Genomic DNA, 20,116 nt, shown 5'->3' with positions numbered 1-20,116 from the left:
GGTCAGTCGACCGTCGGGTGGCTCGCGAGGAACCGGCGGATCTGCTCGCGTGGCTGCTCGCTCAGGTGCGGCCCGTGCGTGAAGGCGGCGGTGGTGTACTCCAGCTCGCTGAGCCGGTGCGCCGTCCGCGTCGTCATCGCGAAGTTCGTGCAGAACGCCTTGATCGGCCAGCGCAGCCCGCGGACGTTGAAGATCGAGTCGCCGGTGATGAGCACCCCCGACGCGCGGTGCAGGTATGCCGCGTGGCCGGGTGAGTGCCCCGGCGTGTGCACGACCTCGATGCCGCCGGCGAACGGCACGACCTGCCCGTCGGTGAAGGTCTCCCCCACCGTCAGCGGTGCGAACCCACCGCCCCCCATCCGATCCATCAGGCGTCCGAGCCGCAGGGTGTGGTCCCGAGGAGGCGACGCCCCGGCCGACGCGAACCCTGCGTCGGCCTCGTGGATCCCGAAGTCGCGCCCGGTCTGCTCGGCGACGTGGGCCGCACCACCGGCATGGTCGGGGTGGGCGTGCGTGAGCATCAGCCGGGTGACGTCGCTGGGGCCCGACCCGATCGCGGCGAGCGCCGCCATCACCTTGGCACCGGACTGCTTGACGCCCATGTCGATGAGCGTCACCTGGCCGTCGTCGTCACGCAGCATGAACCCGTTGACGAAGTCACCGACCAGCGGGATGCGCCACACGTTGGGCGCCAGGACGACTGCCGGGTTCTTGGCCATGCCCGGAGCGTACGCCGGTCAGTCCGCGAGGTCCGGGGGCCAGGCGATGTCGAACCGCTCGAAGACGACCTCGAGCTCGTCGGAGAACTCGATCCCGATGCGGTCGCACTCCCGGCGGAAGAACCGGTTGTGGCCGTCGAGCCAGGACTCGAGGCTGCGGTCGTACTCGCCCTCGTCCCAGGCGAACTGGGCATCGACGGTGTGCAGCGGCCCCACCCGGAGCTCGCGGGTCCGCAGCACGACGCGGGGGCGTCCATCGCCGCCGCAGGCGACCCAGTGCGCGCCGATGCGCGGGAGCGGGTCGCCGTCGGCGGCATACGCGGCGACGAGGCCGGCAGTCGCACGCTTGGGGCCCTCGGTGACGAAGGCGATGAGCTCGTCGGCGAGCGCGGAGGTGTCGCCGAAGCACTCGATCGGGGGTTCCCCCTCGTCCGGGAGGCCGGGCCGGGAGGCCCGGTAGTCGTCCCACATGGCCAGCCCGGCAGCGCGGTCGATCTGGACCGCCCCCGGACCGTGGCCGCCGGTCCCGTCGGCCGTCCGGTCGGTCGTCCGGTCGGTCGTCCGGTCGGTCGTCCGGTCGGTCGTCCCGCCCACGGTCCACGTCGAGCCCGGCGCGGCGAGCTCCAGTGGTCCGTCCCACACCTCGGCCGCCTGCGCCCGGCACACCTGCGGGTCGTTCCACGGTGGGATGTGGGTCAGCACGAGCCGCTCCACCCCGCCGGCGGCGACCGCAGCCTCGGCCGCGCGACGCCCCGAGAGGTGGATCCCCTCGACGTCGTCACGCCCGTCGACGAAGGCGCTGTCCATGAGTGCGAGGTCGGCACCGGCGAGCAGCGGGCCGAGAGCCGGGGTCGCGTCGGTGTCGCCGGTGTAGGCCAGGACCGCACCGTCGGCCTCCACGCGGAAGCCGTAGGCCTCGACCGGGTGGTTGACGCGGTAGGAGGTCACGGTGAACGGCCCCACGGTCCTCACGCGCGCGTCGCCCAGCTCGTGCACGGCGAACTCCGCCGACATGCCGGCGTGCTCGAGGCCGTGGTACATCAGCGCGAACCGGTCGGCTGCCCCCGTGGGGGCGTGCACGTCGAGCTGTCCGGGCACCGCACCACCGGGCCGGTACTTGCGGGTGACGTACAGACCGCAGATGTCGACGCAGTGGTCGGGGTGCAGGTGGCTGATGAAGACGGCGTCGAGGTCGGCCAGGTCGACGTGGCGCTGCAACGGCCCGAGGGCTCCGTTGCCGAGGTCGAGCACGATGCTCCAGGTGCGTCCCCCGTGCTCGGCCTGCACCAGGTAGGACGACGCCGGCGAGTCCGGGCCCGCGAACGACCCCGAGCACCCGACGACGGTCAGCCTCACCGAGCACCTCCCCGAGGTCCAGCACCAGCAGCGGCAACCACGGTGCGCACGACGGCATCGCCGAACACCCCGTCGCCGTCAGCGCCCACCTCGGGCCCGAGGAACCGGCGCGCCAGGCGGGTGAACTCGGCCGCGTCACCCGTCGTCGTGAACCCGTGGCTCGGGGGTGGCAGGTCGGGCGGTCGCAGCGCGTCGGTGTCGGCGAGCACGCGGTAGACGTCCTTCGCGGTCTCGTCGGCGGACGACACCAGGGTCACCGACTCCCCCATCACGTAGGAGATCGCCCCCGTGAGCAGCGGGTAGTGGGTGCAGCCGAGGACGAGGGTGTCGACCTCGCCTTCGACCAGGGGGGCGAGGTACTCACGCGCCGTGACGATCACCTCGGAGCCGCTGGTCACCCCGGACTCGACGAACTCGACGAACCGCGGGCACGGCACGCTCGACACCGACAGGTGCGGGGCGGCGGCGAAGGCGTCGACGTAGGCGCCCGACTGGTGGGTCCCCCGCGTGGAGATGACACCGACGCGGTGGTTGCGCGTGGCTGCGGCGGCCCGGCGCACGGCGGGGCGGATCACCTCGACGACCGGCACGTCATACCTCTCCCGCGCGTCGTGCAGCACGGCGGCACTGGCCGTGTTGCAGGCGATGACGAGGACCTTGACGCCGTGGTCGACGAGGCGGTCCAGGCACTCGAGGGCGAACTCCCGGGTCTGGGCGATCGGTCTCGGGCCGTACGGGGCGCGGGCCGTGTCACCGAAGTAGGCGATCGACTCGTGCGGCAGCTGGTCGAGCACCGCCCGGGCGACGGTCAGCCCGCCGTATCCCGAGTCGAAGATCCCGATGGGTGCGTCAGCCACGGGGTCAAGGCTAGACGGGCCGGACCGGGCCGAGGCCACCGCCGGGCCGTCGGCTCGGTCACATCGTCCCTGCGCGTCCTCGTCCACCACGGCCGGGCGCGAGCAGGCGTCAGGGAGCCAGCGCGTGCGCGAGCGTCTCCTGCAGCCAGGTCAGGAAGTCGTAGACCGCGAGCGCGTACACCGCCGGGTCATCCTCCTGGAGGCTCGAGACCTGCTCCTCGATGAGCTCGAGGTCGTCGTCCTGCTTGAGGCCGAGTCGCTCCCCCAGCACCAGCCGGACGTCCGTCAGCGCGACGACGAGGGCCACCGCCTGGGCCTGGTCGAGGCTCACCTTCTGGTCGTCGAGGTGGGCGAGCGCGGCGATGGCGGTGTCGAGGTTCGCCGTCTTGCGGGCCCGCAGCCCCTGCTCGGTGAGCTGGCGGAACTCGGCCGCGATCTGGTCGTCCTGGCGGTTGGCCGTCGGGAAGATGCGGTCGAGCGCCGGGTCGCGCGGTGCCGGGACTCCCCCAGCCAGCTGCACCTGGTCGTCGGCGGCGAGCGAGATGCCCATGCCGATGCCACCGAGCCCGGCGACGATGCGGTCGAACTCGTCACCGCCGCCCTCGGGCGACTCGGCCACGGGCGCGGGCTCGACCAGCTCGCGGACCTGCTCCATCAGCCCGACGACGAGGCCACGTTCGACGGCGTCGAGCTTCGCGACATACGCGCCGTGCCGCTTCTTGAACCCGCGCGCCACTCAGTCGTCCTTCTGGAAGGTGGCCCACAGGCCGTAGCCCTGCAGCGCCTCGGTGTCGGTCTCCATGCGCTCGCGCGAACCCGTCGACACGACGGCCCGGCCCTTGACGTGGACGTCCATCATGAGCCGCTCCGCCTTGGCCTTCGGGTACCCGAAGTACGTCTGGAAGACGAAGGTCACGTAGGACATGAGGTTGACGGGGTCGTTCCAGACGAGCGTGATCCACGGGTGCTCGACCTCGGTGGCCTCGTCGGCGGAGACGCTCTTCTGCTCCACGGGGGCGATGGACACGGCAACTTGCACGGGACCACCTTAGGCTGCCCCGGTGGAGTCCACCGCACTGCTCACCGACCACTACGAGCTCACCATGGTGGAGGCTGCCCTGCGCAGCGGCGCAGCCTCCCGCAGGTGCGTGTTCGAGGTGTTCGCCCGTCGCCTCCCCGAGGGTCGCCGGTACGGCGTCGTCGCCGGCACCGGTCGCCTGCTCGACGCCCTGGAGGCGTTCCGGTTCGGCGACGAGGAGCTCGCGCGGCTGCGCTCGAGCGCGGTCGTGGACGCCGCGACGATCGACTTCCTCGCCGACTTCCGCTTCACCGGCGACGTCTGGGGGTATGCCGAGGGCGAGTGCTACTTCCCCGGCTCACCCGTGCTCGTGGTCGAGTCCGACTTCGCCCACGGGGTGCTGCTCGAGACGCTCGTGCTGAGCATCCTCAACCACGACAGCGCCGTCGCCTCCGCAGCCTCGCGGATGACCTCCGCCGCCGGCTCCAGGCCCTGCATCGAGATGGGGTCGCGCCGTACGCACGAGGAGGCTGCGGTCGCTGCGGCTCGCGCCGCCTACGTCGCCGGGTTCGCCACCACCTCCAACCTGGAGGCCGGGCGCAGGTACGGCGTCCCCACCGCGGGAACCGCCGCCCACGCCTTCACGCTGCTGCACGACGACGAGCGGGAGGCGTTCACCGCGCAGATCGCCTCGCTGGGCAAGGGCACGACCCTGCTCGTCGACACCTACGACGTCCCCACGGCCGTCGCGACGGCCGTCGAGCTGGCCGGCCCCGAGCTCGGCGCGGTGCGCCTGGACTCCGGCGACCTGCTCGTGCAGGCCCGTGAGGTGCGCGACCAGCTCGACCGGCTCGGCAACACCGGCACCCGCATCGTCGTGACGTCCGACCTCGACGAGTTCGCCATCGCGGGCCTGGCCGCCGGGCCGGTGGACCTCTACGGCGTGGGGACCTCCCTCGTCACGGGATCCGGTGCCCCGACGGCAGGCATGGTCTACAAGCTCGTGTCCCGCGAGGACTCCACGGGCACGATGGTCGGCGTCGCCAAGAAGAGCAAGGACAAGCAGTCGGTGGCGGGTCGCAAGTTCGCGCTGCGCCGACGCAACACCCGCGGCGTCGCCGAGGCGGAGGTCGTCGGGATCGGTGAGCCGCCGGTGGACGACGGCGACGACCGCAGGCTCCTCGTGCCACTGGTCCGAGGGGGCGAGCGCGTCGACCGTGACACCCACACCCTGGAGGCCGCACGGGCCCGTCACACCGCGTCCCGTGCCGAGCTGCCCGCTGCGGCCCGTCGGCTCCAGCGGGGCGAGCCCGCCATCGCGACGGTCTACGTCGAGGAACCCGATCCCGGACAGGCCTGACGAAGCCCCTGCGTCGTGCGGCAGGATGCGGTCATGGCTGACCACGACTACCGCGCCGAGGCGGCTGACCTCGATGCCGCCGACCCGCTCCGCGCCCTCCGCGACCGCTACCTCACCCCGGAGGGCACCGACCTGGTCGCCTACTTCGACGGCAACTCCCTCGGCCGTCCCGTGGCAGCCGCGGCGGACCTGCTCACGTCGTTCGTGCACGGCCCCTGGGGCGACCGCCTGATCCGCTCCTGGGACGAGCAGTGGCTCGACTGGCCCACGCGCATCGGCGACCGCATCGGCGAGCTCGTCCTCGGCGCCGGTCCCGGCCAGACCTTCGTCGGCGACTCCACGACCGTGCTCCTCTACAAGCTGTCGCGCGCCGCCGTCGACGCCCAGGTCGCCAAGGGGCGCGACGAGATCGTGCTCGACACCGACAACTTCCCCACCGACCGCTACGTCCTGGAGGGCATCGCCGCCGAGCGCGGCCTCACCCTGCGGTGGATCGAGGCCGACGAGCGGTCCGGCGTCACCGTCGAGCAGGTCGAGGCGGCCGTCGGGCCGAAGACCGCGCTCGCGGTGTTCAGCCACGTCGCCTACCGCTCGGGGTTCATCGCCGACGGTCCCGGGATCACCGCGGCCGTGCACGACGCCGGCGGCCTGGTCCTGTGGGACCTCAGCCACACGGGCGGCTCGGTGCCGGTCCAGTTCGACGAGTGGGGCGTCGACCTCGCGGTCGGCTGCACCTACAAGTACCTCAACGGCGGCCCGGGCGCGCCTGCGTGGGCGTATGTCGCCGAGCGCCACCACGGCTCCCTCCGCCAGCCGATCTGGGGCTGGATCGGACGCCGGGACGCGTTCGAGATGGGACCGGGGTACGACCCCGCCGACGGGCTGCGCTCGTTCATCTCGGGCACGCCGCCGATCCTCGCGATGGTCCCGCTGCAGGCGTCGCTCGACGTCATCGAGGAAGCCGGCATCGATGCCATCCGGGCGAAGTCGGTGGCCCTGACCGAGTTCGTCATCCGGATCGCCGACGACCTGCTCGTCCCGCTCGGCGTCGAGGTCGCCTGCCCCCGTGACCCGGCCATCCGCGGAGGACACGTCACGTTGCGGCGCAACGGTTTCCGTGAGGTGACGGCGACCCTGTGGACCCAGGGGGTCATCCCCGACTACCGCGACCCCGACGGGATCCGGATCGGCGTCGCGCCGCTCTCCACGAGCTTCGACGAGGTGGTCGTCGGCATGCTCGCCCTGCGCGACGCGATCGTGGCGCTCGACGCCGAGGGATAGCGTGGAGGGATGAGCCGCGCGCTGATCCTCGTCGACGTCCAGAACGACTTCTGCGAGGGCGGTTCGCTGGCGGTCGCCGGCGGTGCGGACGTCGCCGGACGGATCAGCGCGTACGTCGCGGCGCACCACGACGACTACGCGGCGATCGTCGCCACCGCCGACTGGCACGACGACCCGGGCGCACACTTCAGCGACGCACCCGACTTCGTCGACACCTGGCCGGCGCACTGCCGGATCGGCAGCGACGGCGCCCTGTTCCACCCAGCCGCGGAGCGGGCCTTCGAGCACGTCGAGGCGATCTTCCGCAAGGGCCACCACAGCGCTGCCTACAGCGGGTTCGAGGGGTTCACCGTCGAGGCCGACCACCGGGCGACGCTCGCCGACTGGCTCCGGGACCGCGCCATCGAGCAGGTCGACGTGGTCGGCATCGCCACGGACCACTGCGTCCGGGCGACGGCCCTCGATGCTGCGGAGGAGGGGTTCGAGACGACCGTGCTGCTCGACCTCACGGCCGGGGTCTCGCGCGAGACCACCGACCGGGCCGTCGCGGAGCTGCGCGCCGCCGAGGTGGACCTGCGCGGCACCCCCGTGCTCGGCTGACCGGACTTCTCACAGCCACCTCCGCCGCCGTGTGCGGCAAGTGTTACGGATGCTTAACGGGCATCGGTCGGTCGTGAAACACACTCTTGCCACCCTCCTCGGGAGAGGGCAGTCCACCCGGACCTGCTCCGACCCCGAGAAGGAGCACCGCCCATGTCCGCTCCCGCCCGCGAGCCGGCTCCGGCCCCCGCAGCACCCCTCACCACCTCTCAGGACTCGACCCGCACCTCCCCCGTCCCGGCCACCCCGGTGCGTCGCTCCGGCCGCTGGATCGACCACTGGGACCCCGAGGACAGCACGTTCTGGCGCGGCGGTGGCCGAGCCATCGCCCGGCGCAACCTCACCTTCTCCGTCTACGCCGAGTTCCTGGGGTTCTGCGTCTGGGCGCTGTGGAGCGTCGTCGTCCCGCTGCTGCCCGCCGCCGGGTTCAGCCTGACCCTCGACCAGCAGTTCTGGCTGATCGCGCTGCCCAGCCTCGTCGGCGCCACGGTGCGCATCCCCTACACCTTCGCCGTGCCGCTCTTCGGTGGGCGCAACTGGACGATCATCTCGGCGCTGCTCCTGCTCGTCCCGGCGTCGGCCCTGGCCTGGGTGGTCACGCAGCCCTCGTCGTCGTTCGGCCTGCTCCTCGCCTGCGCCGCCCTGGCCGGGTTCGGCGGCGGCAACTTCGCCTCGTCGATGACGAACATCTCGTTCTTCTTCCCCGAGGCCGAGAAGGGAAAGGCGTTGGGGCTCAATGCCTCTGGTGGCAACCTCGGCACCGGGATCGTCCAGCTGGTCGTCCCGGCCGTCATCGTCGTGGGCGCTGGGACACACCTCGAGCGAGCCGGCCTGATGTTCATCCCGCTGGCCCTGCTGGCCGCCGTGTTCGCGTGGCGCGGGATGGACAACCTGTCCGGTGTGCGGTCCGACTACGGCAGCTTCGCCCGGGCCACCCGCAACCGCCACACCTGGATCATCTCCTTCCTCTACATCGGCACCTTCGGGTCCTTCATCGGGTACTCGGGGGCGTTCCCGACGCTGCTCAAGACGCAGTTCCCCGAGACGCCGACGACGATCGCCTTCCTCGGCGCCCTGATCGGCGCGCTCTCGCGACCGCTCGGTGGCATGGTCGCCGACCGCTTCGGCGGGGCCAGGGTCACCATCGGCGCCTTCGCCACCCTGACCCTGGGCGCCGTCGGCGCCATCGAGGGCCTGAAGTCGCACAGCTTCGCCGTCTTCTTCTGCTCCTTCCTCGTGCTCTTCCTCGGCGCGGGCATCGGCAACGGCGCCACGTACCGCATGATCCCCGCTGTCTTCCGCGCCGGCGTCAGCGCCGACCGGCTGCCCGTCGCCAGGAAGACCGCGGCCGGCTGCATCGGGACCGCGGGCGCGGTCGGTGCCTACGGCGGCTTCTTCATCCCCCGCGGCTTCGCCATGGCCAAGGCGCACTACGGGACGCTCGTGCCCGCCCTCTGGGTGTTCGTCGCCGCCTACGTCCTCATGGCCGCGACCACGTATGCCGTGTACGCGCGGCGTGGTTCGTCCCTCGCCGCCGAGACGATCTGAGGTCGGAGCACCCGTGACCCGTCCCGTCGGCGCGACCAGCGTCCCGACCCACTGTCCGTACTGCGCCCTGCAGTGCGCCCAGTCCCTGCGCCCCGCCGGTGTGGCCGCCGACAACGGCACCGGTCCGACCACGGTCGAGGTCCACGGCCGTGACTTCCCCACCAACCGGGGAGGCCTCTGCCAGAAGGGGTGGACGAGCGCCGCGGTGCTCGAGTCCCCCGAACGGCTCACGACGCCGTTGGTCCGGGATCCCGGGGGGCGGCTGGTCGAGACGAGCTGGGACGCGGCACTCGACCTCGTCGCGGGACAGCTCCTGCGCATCCGCGCCGAGGACGGCCCCGACGCCATGGCAGTCTTCGGCGGCGGTGGACTGACGAACGAAAAGGCCTACCAGCTGGGCAAGTTCGCCCGCGTGGCGCTCGGCACGGCCAACATCGACTACAACGGACGGTTCTGCATGAGCAGCGCCGCCGCTGCCGCCAACCGGTCCCTCGGCGTCGATCGGGGCCTGCCCTTCCCCCTCACCGATCTGGCGGCGGCCGACGCCGTCCTCCTCCTCGGCAGCAACCTCGCCGAGACCATGCCGCCGTCCGTCGCCCACCTGTCCGGGGTCCGGGAGCGCGGTGGGCTCGTCGTCGTGGATCCCCGTCGCAGCGCGACCGCAGACCTGACGGAGGACGGACGAGGGCTGCACCTCCAGCCCGTGCCCGGCACCGACCTGGTCGTCCTCCTGGCCCTCGTCCACGTCCTGCTCACCGAGCACCTCGTCGACGCGGCATACCTCGACGAGCGGACCGAGGGACTGGAGGAGGTGCGCCGCCGGTGCGCCCTGTGGTGGCCCGAGCGGGCCGAGCAGGTGTGCGGCGTCCCCGCCGACGACCTGCGGGCTGCCGCCCGGCTCCTCGCCGCGGCGAGCCCGTCCCGCGGCGGACGTGGTGCGTTCGTCCTCACCGGCCGGGGAGTCGAGCAGTCGCGACAGGGCACGGCCACCGTGTCGGCCGCCATCAACCTGGCGCTGGTCCTCGGGCTGCCGGGTCGGGTCGGCAGCGGCTACGGCGCCATCACCGGGCAGGGCAACGGCCAGGGCGGGCGAGAGCACGGCCAGAAGTCCGACCAATTGCCGGGGTACCGCATGATCGACGACCCGGCCGCCCGCGAGCACGTTGCCGGGGTGTGGGGCGTCGACCCGGCGTCGCTGCCGGGCAGGGGTCGGCCCGCCGTCGAGCTGCTGGACTCGCTCGGCACCGAGGGCGGTCCCCGGGCCCTGTTCGTGCACGGCTCCAACCTGCGGGTCAGCGCCCCAAACGGCCACCACGTCGCCGCTCGGCTGGACGCGTTGGACCTCCTCGTCGTCTGCGACTTCGTGCCGTCGGAGACGGCCCTGCTCGCGGACGTCGTCCTGCCGGTCACGCAGTGGGCCGAGGAGGAGGGCACGATGACCTCGCTGGAAGGACGGATCCTGCGCCGCCGCAAGGCGATCGACCCACCTGCAGGCGTGCGCAGCGAGCTGTGGGTGTGGGCGCAGCTCGCGGCCCGCCTCGGCGCCCAGGGGGTGTGGGACACCGACCCCGGCCTCGTCTTCGACGAGCTCGCCCGCGCCAGCCGGGGTGGTCGGGCGGACTACAGCGGGGTCAGCCACGCCCGTCTCGACCGCGAGGACGACAGCGCAGCCGTCTGGTGGCCCTGTCCGGCACCTGCGCCCGGCGAGTCCGAGCACCCGGGCACGCCACGGCTGTTCCTCGACCGGTTCCCCACGCCCAGCGGTCGCGCGCGCATGGTGGCGACCGACCACCTCGGCCCCGCCGACGACCTGCGTCCCGAGGCGCCGCTCTACCTCGTCACCGGCCGGGTGCTGCAGCACTACCAGTCCGGGGCGCAGACCCGCCGCGTCGACCCCCTCGCCTCGGCCGTCCCCGGCCCGTACGCGGAGCTGCACCCGCTCCTCGCCGCCCGCCTGGGGGTCGTCGAAGGACAGCGCGTGCGACTTGCCACCTCCCGCGGGGCGGTGTCGGTGCCCGCCCGGGTCACCGACACCATCCGACCCGACACGGTGTTCGTCCCGTTCCACTGGGGTGGCACGGACAGCATCAACCGCCTCACCACCGACGCCACCGACCCGGTGTCGGGCATGCCCGAGTTCAAGGTCTGTGCGGTCGACGTGACCGCAGCCAGCCGCCACTCCCCCGCACCCCACCTGGTCGGGAGCCGACCCGACGGCTCGTCCGCGCCTCGAAACCCGTTGGAGGTCAAGGCATGACGCGGCTCGTGGTCATCGGCAACGGCATGGTCGGTGCGCGCTTCGTCGAGGACGTCCTCTCCGCGGACACGGCTGGCCGCTACGACGTCACCGTCATCGGCTCAGAGGGTTGCGAGCCGTACAACCGGGTGCTGCTCAGCGAGGTGGTGGCGGGGAAGCACGACTTCTCGGCGCTCACCCTGCCCACCCCCGACAGCCCACGACTCACCGTGCTGCGTGGCACGCACGCAGTGCGCCTCGATCGGGAGGACCGCCACGTCGAGACCGCCGACGGCGCCCGGGTGCGCTACGACCGGCTGGTGCTCGCGACCGGCTCCGATGCCCGGGTCCCCGGACTGACGGGCCTGCGCAACCGTGAGGGACTGACCTCGGGGGTGCACACCCTGCGGACCATCGACGACGCCCGCGAGATCGTGGCGGCAACCCTGAACGCCCGACGCGCCGTGGTGCTCGGCGCCGGGGTGCTCGGCATGGAGGCAGCCTGCGGTCTCGCGCGGCGCGGGGTCGCGGTCACGGTCGTCCACCCGGCCGCGGCCCTCATGGAGCGCCAGCTCGACGAGGACGCCAGCCGGGTCGTCGAGTCGGCCATGACCGGTCTCGGCATCGACCAGCGTGTCGGTCGCGGAGCCGTCGAGGCCCTCGTCGCTCACGGACGACTGACCGGCCTGCTCCTCGACGACGGGGAGGTCGTCCCTGCCGAGCTGCTCGTGCTCGCGACCGGCACGGTGCCCAGCACCGCGCTGGCCGCGGACGCCGGGCTCGCGGTCGACCGCGGGGTCGTCGTCGGGGACGACCTCTCCTCCCCCACCGACCACCGGGTGGCAGCCCTTGGCGACTGCGCGCAGCCGCCGGAGGGTGGCAGCGGTCTCGTGGCCCAGGGCTGGGAACAGTCCCGCCGGCTCGCTGCGCGGCTCTGCTCCCCGGCGCTGTCCGCGACGTTCGCGTCCGGGTCCGCGAAGGCCGTGCCCGACCGCGACCCGACGTCGAAGGTCAGCGACGTCGTGCGGCTCAAGGCGCACGGGCTCGACGTCGTCACCATGGGTGTCTGCGGGTCGCAGCGCACCGACGACCCGGCCCAGCGCACGCTGCACCTCAGCGACCCGGACCTCGGTCGGCACGTCGAGGTGGTCGTCTCCGGCGGCCTGCTCGTCGGCGCCACCTGTGTGGGGGCGGGGCCGGTGGCTGCCGAGCTAATCACGACGTACACCCGGCGCACCCCGGTCCCGTCCGACCCGGCACACCTGCTCATCTCGGCCCTCACCCCGCAGCCACGCGGAGCCACAGGTTCCGTCGCCGACCTCCCCGATGACGCCACCGTCTGCCGCTGCAACGGCGTGAGCAAGGCCGCCATCGTGTCCTGCGTCCACGACGGGGCCGCGACGGTCGACCAGGTGGCCGCCGGCACCCGTGCCACGACGGGGTGCGGGGGCTGCGTCGACGACGTTTGCGCCCTCCTGGCCGCTGTCTCGACGCCCGCCCCCGGCGAACCCACCGACTCTCCCACCACCAGCCGTCCGCGTGAGGACGACGTAACGAAGGGGAAACACATGATCCACAGCGCTGAAACGGCAGGCTCCTAACGTGGGCGCCATGGCCACGGACCCGACCCCGCGACAGCTCGTCGTCGTGGGCGGCGGCATGGTCGCGCGACGCCTCGTCGATGCGCTGCGGTCCCGCGACACCGACGGCCGGTGGGCGGTGACGCTGCTGTGCGAGGAGCCGCGGGCTCCGTACGACCGCGTGGCCCTCACCTCCTACTTCACCGGTCGCGACCCGGAGGACCTGGCCCTGGGCGGCCAGGAGCTGTGGGACGACCCGCTGGTCACCCTGCGTCGCGGGGTCGCCGCCACCGCCGTCGACCGCACGGAGCAGACCGTCACCACCTCCGACGGACGGACGCTCCCCTACGACTCCCTGGTCCTGGCCACCGGGTCGTATGCCGCGGTGCCTCCCGTCCCGGGCAAGGAGCTCCGCGGCGCCTTCGTCTACCGCACCATCGACGACGTCGCGGACCTGCGCACCTACGTCGAGCAGCTGCGCACCGAGCTCGGCCGCCCCCTGCGGGGTGCTGTCGTCGGCGGCGGCCTGCTCGGCCTCGAGGCGGCCGGCGCCCTGACCGCGCTCGAGGTCGGGACGACCGTCGTCGAGTTCGCCTCCCGGCTCATGCCGCTGCAGGTCGACGACGGCGGCGGCGAGGCGCTCCGACGCCTCATCGAGGCCCTCGGGGTCACCGTGCGCACCGGTACGGCGACCTCGAAGATCGCCGGCCGACTCGGCCGGGTGTCGTCGATGGAGTTCGCCGACGGCGACCGGCTGGACGTCGACGTGGTCGTCTTCGCGGTCGGCGTCCGGCCCCGAGACGAGCTCGCCCGCGAGTCGGGCCTGGCTGTCGGGGAACGTGGCGGGGTCGTGGTCGACGACACGTGCGCGACCGCCGACCCGGCCGTGTGGGCCGTCGGCGAGGTCGCCTGCATCGGCGGTCGGACGCTTGGGCTGGTGGCGCCCGGCTACACCATGGCCGAGATCGTCGCCGACCGGCTCCTGGGTGGCGAGGGCACGTTCCCCGGCGCCGACCTGTCGACCAAGCTCAAGCTCCTCGGTGTCGACGTCGCGTCCTTCGGCGACGCGTTCGCAACCGAGCCGGGCAGCCTCGAGGTGGTCATCTCCGACCCCGTCGCCGGGGTCTACAAGAAGCTCGTCATGTCCGATGACGCCCGGACCCTGCGCGGTGGCATCCTCGTCGGGGACGCGAGTGCGTATGCCGCGTTGCGACCGATGGTGGGCCGCGAGCTGGGTGGCGACCCGGCGGCATACCTCCTGCCCGAGGGGGCTGCGCCCGCCCCCACTGCTGACCTGCCCGAGGACGCCACCGTGTGCTCGTGCAACAACGTCACGGCCGGCGCGATCCGCTGCTCGGTCACCGACCGTGGGTGCACGGACCTCAGCGGGGTCAAGGCCTGCACCAGGGCAGGCACCAGCTGCGGCTCCTGCCTGCCCCTCGTCAAGCGCCTGGTCACCACCGAGCTGGAGAAGTCCGGCGTCACGGTGAGCAACGCCTTGTGCGAGCACTTCGAGCTCTCGCGGGCCCAGTTGTTCGACGTGGTGCGGGTGCAGGGACTCACGACGTTCAGCGAGATCATCGCCCGCCACGGACTCGGCCGCGGCTGCGACATCTGCAAGCCCGTCATCGGGTCCGTCCTCGCCTCGCTCGGCACCGGCCACATCCTCGAGGGTGAGCGGGCGACGTTGCAGGACACCAACGACCACGTCATGGCGAACCTCCAGAAGGACGGCTCCTACTCCGTCGTCCCCCGCATCCCGGGCGGTGAGATCACCCCCGAGGGGCTCATCGTGATCGGCGAGGTAGCCAAGGACTTCGGGCTCTACACGAAGATCACGGGCGGCCAGCGCATCGACCTGTTCGGCGCGCGGATCGAGCAGCTCCCCAGGATCTGGAAGCGGCTCGTCGACGCCGGCTTCGAGTCCGGGCACGCGTACGGCAAGTCGCTGCGCACGGTGAAGTCCTGCGTCGGCTCGACCTGGTGCCGCTACGGCGTGCAGGACTCGGTCGGCCTGGCCATCGCGCTGGAGCTGCGGTACCGGGGGTTGCGGTCGCCACACAAGATCAAGCTGGGCGTGTCAGGGTGCGCGCGCGAGTGCGCCGAGGCACGCGGCAAGGACGTCGGTGTCATCGCCACCGACAACGGTTGGAACGTCTACGTCGGAGGCAACGGCGGCTTCACCCCACGACACGCCCAGCTGCTGGCCGAGGACCTCGACACCGAGACCCTCGTCCGCACGATCGACCGGTTCCTCATGTACTACGTCCGCACCGCTGACCGGCTCCAGCGGACCGCTGTGTGGGTGGAGGACCACGAGGGTGGCCTGGAGGCGATCCGCGCCGTGGTGCTGGAGGACTCCCTGGGCATCGGCGCCGACCTGGACGAGGCCATGGCAGGGCACGTCGAGGGCTACGAGGACGAGTGGGCAGCAGCCCTCGACGACCCCGAGAAGCTGCTCCGGTTCGGGTCGTTCGTCAACGCCCCCGACCAGCCGGACGACACGCTGGCCTACGTCAGCGAACGCGGACAGGCCCGTCCCGCAACAGAATCCGAACGGTCCGGCGGCGGGGTCCTCATCGCCGGCACCACGTTGGAGGTCCGCAGATGAGCATCGAGACCACAGCAGCCACAGACCTCGGCGTGAGGTGGCACGAGATCTGCAGCCTCAAGTCGCTGTCCCGCGAGCGGGGTGCCGCGGCCGTCGTGGCGGGACGTCAGGTCGCCCTGTTCAGGACGTTCGACGACCGCGTGTATGCCGTGCAGCAGCTGGACCCCTTCAGCGGGGCCAACGTCATGTCCCGCGGCATCGTCGGCACCCGCGGCGACGTCCCGACCGTCGCGTCCCCGATGTACAAGCAGGTCTTCGACCTGCGCACGGGGTCCTGCCTCGACCCGGTGGGCAAGGAACCGCACTCGCTGCAGACCTTCCCGGTCCACGTGGTCGACGACGTCGTCAGCGTGGGCCTCCCCGGGGGGCAGGGTGCGGGATGACGACGCTGATGGGGCTGGACCTCGCCGGCAGGCGCGTCCTGGTCGCGGGGGGCGGGCCGGTCGCTGCCCGTCGTGCGCTGTCGCTGGTCGCCGACGGTGCGCTCGTCACGGTCGTGGCGCCGCAGCTGTGCGAGGACCTCGTCGACGCGGTGGTCGACGGTGTACTCACCTGGGTCGACCGCGAGGTCGCTGAGTCCGACCTGGAAGGTGCCTGGCTGGTGCACGCTGCGACCGACGACGTCCGGACCAACCGCCGGGTCTCGGCGTGGGCGACCGCCCGCCAGGTCTGGAGCGTGTGCGCCAGCGTCGTGAAGGACGGCACGGCGCGGACTCCGGCCACGACCCGGCACGCCGGGCTCGTCGTCGGCGTCGCCTCCGACGGCGGTGCCGACCCGGCCCGCGCGGGTTCGGTGCGCGACCAGCTCGCTCTGGCCCTCCAGACCGGTGACCTCGACCTGCGCCGTCGGCGTCGGCCCCGGACCGGTTGGACCGGAAGGGTCGTGCTCGTCGGCGGTGGCCCCGGCGCCCCTGACCTCGTGACGGTCCGCGGGCGCCGTGCCCTGGCCGAGGCCGACGTGGTGGTCACCGACCGCCTCGGGCCCACCAGCCTCCTGGCGTCCCTTCCCCCGGACGTCGAGGTCATCGACGTCGGCAAGGTGCCCGGTGCGCACGCCGTCAGCCAGGACCAGATCAACGCGGTGCTCGTCGAGCAGGCGCAGCGCGGGCGCGTGGTCGTCCGGCTCAAGGGTGGGGACCCGTTCCTCTTCGGCCGCGGGGGCGAGGAGCAGACCGCCCTGGCTGCCCACGGCATACCGGTCGAGGTCGTGCCCGGCGTGAGCTCGGCACTGGCCGCCCCGGCCGCTGCGGGCATCCCGGTCACGCACCGGGGCACCGTGGCCGCGGTCCACGTGACGCACGGCCACGGCACGCTCGAGGAGGCCGCCGTCAGGGCCGTGGTCGACGGCAGTGCCACCCTCGTGGTCCTGATGGGGGTCTCGATGCTGGGACAGCACGTCCGGCAGCTGCTCGATGCCGGCGCCTCACCCGCCCTCGCCGCCGCCGTCGTCGAGGACGCCACCCTCCCCACACAGCGCGTCACGCGGGCCAGCCTCTCCGAGCTGGTCGGGACGGCCGAGAGTCGCGGGGTCCGCGCCCCGGCAGTGGTCGTGATCGGCTCGGTCGCCGCGGCCGACCTCCTCGAGCCGATCCGATGACCCGTTCCGGTGTCCCGTCGCTGAGCCAGGTGATGGCGGGGTGCGTCGTGCTCGTCACCGCCGACCGTCGCAGCGGCGAGCTCGGGTCGGCGTTGACGAGGAGAGGGGCGACGGTGCGGCACGCCCCGTCCTTGAGCATCGTCCCGCACGAGCACGACGACCAGCTGCTGCTCGACACCAAGGCCCTGCTCGTCGACCCACCCGACACCGTCGTCGTGACCACCGGGATCGGTTTCCGGGGCTGGGTCGAGGCCGCCGATGCAGCCGGCGTCGCGGACGAGCTCGTCGACGTCCTCGGGCACGCACGCCTCATCGCCCGCGGACCGAAGGCACGGGGGGCCATCCAGGCTGCCAACCTGCAGGCCGACTGGGTCGCCGAGTCCGAGACCTCGGCCGAGATCCTCGACCTGCTGCTCGCCGAGGGCGTGGCCGGGCACCGCATCGCCGTCCAGCACCACGGGGCCGGGGCCGACGGGCTCGACACGGAGCTGGCCGCCGCGGGCGCCGAGGTGCACAGCCTCGTCGTGTACCGCTGGGGGCCTCCCCCCGACCCCGAGGCGCTGGCTGCCTCCGTGATCGCCGCAGCCGCGGGCGAGATCGACGCCGCCGTGTTCACGTCCGCGCCGGGGGCAGCGGCCTGGTTGGCCGCCGTCGACGCCCATGGCCTCACCGACCAGATCGAGGGACGGTTGCGGTCAGGCGCCATGGTCGCCGCGGCCGTCGGACCCGTGACGGCCCGGCCGCTGCTGGAGAGGGGTATCGAGCCGATCGTGCCCGACCGAGGTCGGCTCGGTGCCCTGGTCCGCAGTCTCGTCAGCCACTACGAGGTGGCGCAGACGTCCGCGGTCACGACCGTGGCAGGCCGACTGCAGGTCCGCCGCACGGTGGCCCTGCTCGACGACCACGTCCTGCCCGTCTCCCCCAGCGGCCTAGAGGTCCTCCGCCTGTTGGCCGACGCCGGTGGGGAGGTCGTCACCCGGGCCCAGGTCCTCGCCGTGCTCCCGGGTGACTCGACCGACCCGCACACCGCGGAGGTCGCCGTCGCCCGGCTGCGCGAGGCCTGCGGGGCCAAGACCCTGATCCAGACCGTCGTCAAGCGGGGCTACCGACTCGGTACCGACCGCGCCTGACCACCGGACGACTCGGTCAGTGCCGTCCGCCCTCGGCGGCGCCCTCGACGACGACAGGCTGCCCGTTGGCCACGAGCTTCCAGTCGTAGGTGGTGAAGGTCGCCGGGTCGATGACGCCCTGGGTCGTGGTCCAGTCGATGAGCAGCTGACGGATCTCGACCTGGGCGTTGTAGAGGACAGGTGCCGTCGTGACCCCGGGGAAGCCACCGCCACCGGACTGCCGGTAGTTGTTGATGGCGATGACGAACTGCTTCGCCGGGTCCACGGGCGCCGCGCCGTACGTGAGGTTGACGATCCGCTGGCCCACGGGACGGGCGATGTCGATGTCGTAGGCCAGCGAGGCGTCGAGTCCGCCCATGATGTCGTAGTTGTAGTCAGGCGTCTCGAGCCCGTTGGCCGGGTTGACTGCGTTCGTCACGTCGTCGGGAGCGAACGGACCTGCGGTCGTCCTCGTCTCGAAGTAGGCCGCCGAGTACTCGAGGTAGTCCTTGACCTGCGCCCCCGTGAACCGGATCCCGAGCAGCGTGTTGTCGTAGATGTAGAGCCCGGCCACGTCGCGCACCGTGACGTCACCGGCGGGGATGGCTGCCTCACGGTTGAAGGGAGCCGCGATCGACAGGACCGGCAGGTTCTCGTCCGCCGTCCCCGCCAGGGCCTTCTTCACCGCGTCGGCCTGGACGTGGTTGATGAAGTCGATCGCCGACGTGTCCTCGAACCGAGCGGTCCCCGCGGACATGGCCGCCTTGCAGGTCCCGATGACGGAGTTCACGTAGGTCCGGACCACCGCGTGGTCCTCGCGCACCAGCGCGGCGACGGTCGGGTCCTCCGGTGCCGTGTTGGCGTTGAGGAGGTGGGCGTGTGCCGCGGCGAGGGACCAGCGCCTGCCGTCGTGCACCAGGTCGAGGTCCATCACCGACAGCCGCATCCCCCACTTGAGCGGCTCGGTGATGAGCACCTGCTTGCCCGGGGTGACGGTGCTCGCGACGAGCTCCTCGGGGATCTCGACGTGGGCGTGCCCGACGAGCACCGCATCCACCCCGGCGACCTGCTCGGCCAGCTGACGTGAGGCGTTCTCGGGGTAGGGCAGGGCATCACCGTAGGACGACCCGGGCTTCGCGCCGGAGTGGCACGACACGATGACGACGTCGCAGCCGGCCTTCTTGAGCTTGGGGACCCACACCTTGGCCTGCTCGACGATCCCAGGGAACCTCAGCAGGCCCTCGACGTTCGCCTTGTCCCAGATGGCGACGCCGGGGGTGACCAGACCGAGCACCCCGACCTTCACCGGCTTCGGGACACCCTTCACCTTGTACGACCTGATGACGTAGGGCGCGAACGCCGGGGCGCCCGTGGTCCAGTCGACGGTGTTGGCCGACAGGAGTGGGAAGTCGCACTGGTCCTCGAACGCGCGCAGCGTCTCCAGGCCGTAGTTGAACTCGTGGTTGCCCAGGGCCGCAGCGTCGTAGCCGATCGCGTTCATCGCCTTGGCCAGGGGGTGGACCGCTCCGCCGGTGACGGGATCGATCTTCGCGAAGTAGTAGGCCAGGGGCGTGCCCTGGAGGGTGTCACCCGCGTCGAGCACGAGGGTGTTCTTCGCCCCACGCTCCTCGCGCATGAGCTTGACCAGGGTGGCGACCTTGGCCAGCCCGATGTCGTTGTGCGCCGAGTCGTCGTACGCCGTGTCCTTGAAGTAGTCCCAGTTGAGGATGTTGCCGTGGGTGTCGGTCGTGCCCAGCACGGTCAGCCGGAAGGTCCTGTCAGGTCGCCCCGGCTTTCCCGGCCGGCCCTTCTCCTGCGCCCCCTGGGCGCTGGCCGGCGCAGCGAACAGCGCGGCCGTCGCCCCGGCTCCTCCCAGGACCGCCATCCCGAGGACCTGGCGGCGCGAGCGGGCGGCCTCACCTTCGCGGGCGGACGACGGTCCGCGCTCGGGCTGATCGCTGGCGACAGGACGCGGTGACGACATGGTGGGCCTCCGGGCGGTGGGCCGGCGGTGCCGGCAGACAGGGAACCCAGCGGCCGCGCCGTTGAGGCCACCGGGTCCTCCACCGTAGAACAATGCCGTACAGGACAAAAGGGACCGGACGTCAGGAGTTGGTCAACCTCGGGCCTGGGGTGCGCTGGAAATGCCTGGGAATGCCTTGGCGGACGCGGGCATGCCAAAAGGGCCTTCCCGTGTGGGAAGGCCCTTTTGAAAGTATGTCCGGCTGCGTCCTACTCTCCCAC

General features: G+C 72.3%; 16 protein-coding genes and 1 pseudogene. 10 read left to right on the top strand and 7 right to left on the bottom strand.

From position 1 onward, the window contains the following. Window positions 1-2: 2 nt before the first annotated feature. From ACYVKF_RS13180 to clpS, 6 genes and pseudogenes are all read right to left on the bottom strand, one after another. Entirely contained in the window at window positions 3-719 is a 717-nt protein-coding gene (locus ACYVKF_RS13180; RefSeq protein ID WP_056920091.1) for an MBL fold metallo-hydrolase, read from the bottom strand. A gap of 18 nt (window positions 720-737) precedes the next feature. Further along, window positions 738-1,190: an ASCH domain-containing protein gene (locus tag ACYVKF_RS13175; RefSeq protein ID WP_460967531.1), complete on the bottom strand. Its 453-nt coding sequence runs from the start codon at window positions 1,188-1,190 to the stop codon at window positions 738-740. A 120-nt stretch (window positions 1,191-1,310) separates the two neighbouring features. Next, window positions 1,311-2,075, bottom strand: a pseudogene (locus ACYVKF_RS13170) (MBL fold metallo-hydrolase); the annotation flags it as partial. Next, window positions 2,072-2,932: a glutamate racemase gene (murI, locus tag ACYVKF_RS13165; RefSeq protein ID WP_460966971.1), complete on the bottom strand. Its 861-nt coding sequence runs from the start codon at window positions 2,930-2,932 to the stop codon at window positions 2,072-2,074. The gene murI and the pseudogene ACYVKF_RS13170, both read right to left, overlap by 4 nt. Window positions 2,933-3,041: 109 nt before the next feature. Then, window positions 3,042-3,668: a DUF2017 domain-containing protein gene (locus ACYVKF_RS13160; RefSeq protein ID WP_056917839.1), complete on the bottom strand. Its 627-nt coding sequence runs from the start codon at window positions 3,666-3,668 to the stop codon at window positions 3,042-3,044. Then, window positions 3,669-3,959: an ATP-dependent Clp protease adapter ClpS gene (gene clpS, locus ACYVKF_RS13155; protein WP_056917840.1), complete on the bottom strand. Its 291-nt coding sequence runs from the start codon at window positions 3,957-3,959 to the stop codon at window positions 3,669-3,671. 76 nt (window positions 3,960-4,035) lie between these two features. On the opposite strand from clpS, the gene ACYVKF_RS13150 reads away from it, so the two are divergent. The 10 genes from ACYVKF_RS13150 to ACYVKF_RS13105 all read left to right on the top strand — a co-directional run bounded on the left by ACYVKF_RS13150 (window position 4,036) and on the right by ACYVKF_RS13105 (window position 17,893). Further along, entirely contained in the window at window positions 4,036-5,310 is a 1,275-nt protein-coding gene (locus tag ACYVKF_RS13150) for a nicotinate phosphoribosyltransferase (protein WP_235529297.1), read from the top strand. A 33-nt stretch (window positions 5,311-5,343) separates the two neighbouring features. Beyond that, window positions 5,344-6,591, top strand: a complete 1,248-nt coding sequence (locus ACYVKF_RS13145; RefSeq protein ID WP_460966969.1) for a kynureninase — start codon at window positions 5,344-5,346, stop codon at window positions 6,589-6,591. Window positions 6,592-6,600: 9 nt separating this feature from the next. Continuing rightward, on the top strand, window positions 6,601-7,191 hold the full coding sequence (locus ACYVKF_RS13140) for an isochorismatase family protein (RefSeq protein ID WP_056917843.1): 591 nt from the start codon (window positions 6,601-6,603) through the stop codon (window positions 7,189-7,191). Window positions 7,192-7,344: 153 nt separating this feature from the next. After that, a complete protein-coding gene (locus tag ACYVKF_RS13135) occupies window positions 7,345-8,739 on the top strand; it encodes an MFS transporter (protein WP_460966966.1) in 1,395 nt (464 codons plus the stop codon). A 13-nt stretch (window positions 8,740-8,752) separates the two neighbouring features. After that, window positions 8,753-10,996 (top strand): molybdopterin oxidoreductase family protein, encoded by a 2,244-nt coding sequence (locus ACYVKF_RS13130; protein ID WP_460966965.1) that lies wholly within the window; start codon window positions 8,753-8,755, stop codon window positions 10,994-10,996. Further along, a complete protein-coding gene (locus ACYVKF_RS13125; protein WP_460966962.1) occupies window positions 10,993-12,576 on the top strand; it encodes an FAD-dependent oxidoreductase in 1,584 nt (527 codons plus the stop codon). Before ACYVKF_RS13130 ends, ACYVKF_RS13125 begins: the two co-directional genes overlap by 4 nt. 10 nt (window positions 12,577-12,586) lie before the next feature. Further along, complete coding sequence (gene nirB / locus ACYVKF_RS13120) at window positions 12,587-15,166, top strand: nitrite reductase large subunit NirB (protein WP_460966961.1); 2,580 nt, start codon at window positions 12,587-12,589, stop codon at window positions 15,164-15,166. Further along, window positions 15,163-15,549 (top strand): nitrite reductase small subunit NirD, encoded by a 387-nt coding sequence (gene nirD, locus ACYVKF_RS13115; protein ID WP_460966959.1) that lies wholly within the window; start codon window positions 15,163-15,165, stop codon window positions 15,547-15,549. The genes nirB and nirD overlap by 4 nt, the downstream gene beginning before the upstream one ends. Then, window positions 15,546-16,763, top strand: a complete 1,218-nt coding sequence (gene cobA, locus ACYVKF_RS13110) for a uroporphyrinogen-III C-methyltransferase (protein ID WP_460966957.1) — start codon at window positions 15,546-15,548, stop codon at window positions 16,761-16,763. The genes nirD and cobA overlap by 4 nt, the downstream gene beginning before the upstream one ends. Next, entirely contained in the window at window positions 16,760-17,893 is a 1,134-nt protein-coding gene (locus ACYVKF_RS13105) for a uroporphyrinogen-III synthase (protein ID WP_460966955.1), read from the top strand. Before cobA ends, ACYVKF_RS13105 begins: the two co-directional genes overlap by 4 nt. Window positions 17,894-17,909: 16 nt before the next feature. Here ACYVKF_RS13105 and ACYVKF_RS13100 read toward each other — a convergent pair whose 3' ends face one another. Further along, window positions 17,910-19,856, bottom strand: a complete 1,947-nt coding sequence (locus tag ACYVKF_RS13100; protein WP_460966953.1) for a bifunctional metallophosphatase/5'-nucleotidase — start codon at window positions 19,854-19,856, stop codon at window positions 17,910-17,912. Window positions 19,857-20,116: the final 260 nt, after the last annotated feature.

This window comes from Pedococcus soli, from assembly GCF_054782575.1.
Note: the sequence above shows the minus strand (reverse complement) of the source record. Positions and strands in the feature narration are given on the sequence as shown.

What these genes read in the sequence shown, in the direction of transcription:
- nirD (WP_460966959.1), top strand. Translation starts at nt 15,163, where the DNA reads ATGAGCATCGAGACCACAGCAGCCACAGACCTCGGCGTGAGGTGGCAC.
- ACYVKF_RS13135 (WP_460966966.1), top strand. Translation starts at nt 7,345, where the DNA reads ATGTCCGCTCCCGCCCGCGAGCCGGCTCCGGCCCCCGCAGCACCCCTC.
- ACYVKF_RS13145 (WP_460966969.1), top strand. Translation starts at nt 5,344, where the DNA reads ATGGCTGACCACGACTACCGCGCCGAGGCGGCTGACCTCGATGCCGCC.
- ACYVKF_RS13100 (WP_460966953.1), bottom strand. Translation starts at nt 19,856, where the DNA reads ATGTCGTCACCGCGTCCTGTCGCCAGCGATCAGCCCGAGCGCGGACCG.
- ACYVKF_RS13150 (WP_235529297.1), top strand. Translation starts at nt 4,036, where the DNA reads ATGGTGGAGGCTGCCCTGCGCAGCGGCGCAGCCTCCCGCAGGTGCGTG.
- ACYVKF_RS13175 (WP_460967531.1), bottom strand. Translation starts at nt 1,190, where the DNA reads ATGTGGGACGACTACCGGGCCTCCCGGCCCGGCCTCCCGGACGAGGGG.
- ACYVKF_RS13125 (WP_460966962.1), top strand. Translation starts at nt 10,993, where the DNA reads ATGACGCGGCTCGTGGTCATCGGCAACGGCATGGTCGGTGCGCGCTTC.
- ACYVKF_RS13180 (WP_056920091.1), bottom strand. Translation starts at nt 719, where the DNA reads ATGGCCAAGAACCCGGCAGTCGTCCTGGCGCCCAACGTGTGGCGCATC.
- ACYVKF_RS13105 (WP_460966955.1), top strand. Translation starts at nt 16,760, where the DNA reads ATGACCCGTTCCGGTGTCCCGTCGCTGAGCCAGGTGATGGCGGGGTGC.
- nirB (WP_460966961.1), top strand. Translation starts at nt 12,587, where the DNA reads ATGGCCACGGACCCGACCCCGCGACAGCTCGTCGTCGTGGGCGGCGGC.
- ACYVKF_RS13140 (WP_056917843.1), top strand. Translation starts at nt 6,601, where the DNA reads ATGAGCCGCGCGCTGATCCTCGTCGACGTCCAGAACGACTTCTGCGAG.
- cobA (WP_460966957.1), top strand. Translation starts at nt 15,546, where the DNA reads ATGACGACGCTGATGGGGCTGGACCTCGCCGGCAGGCGCGTCCTGGTC.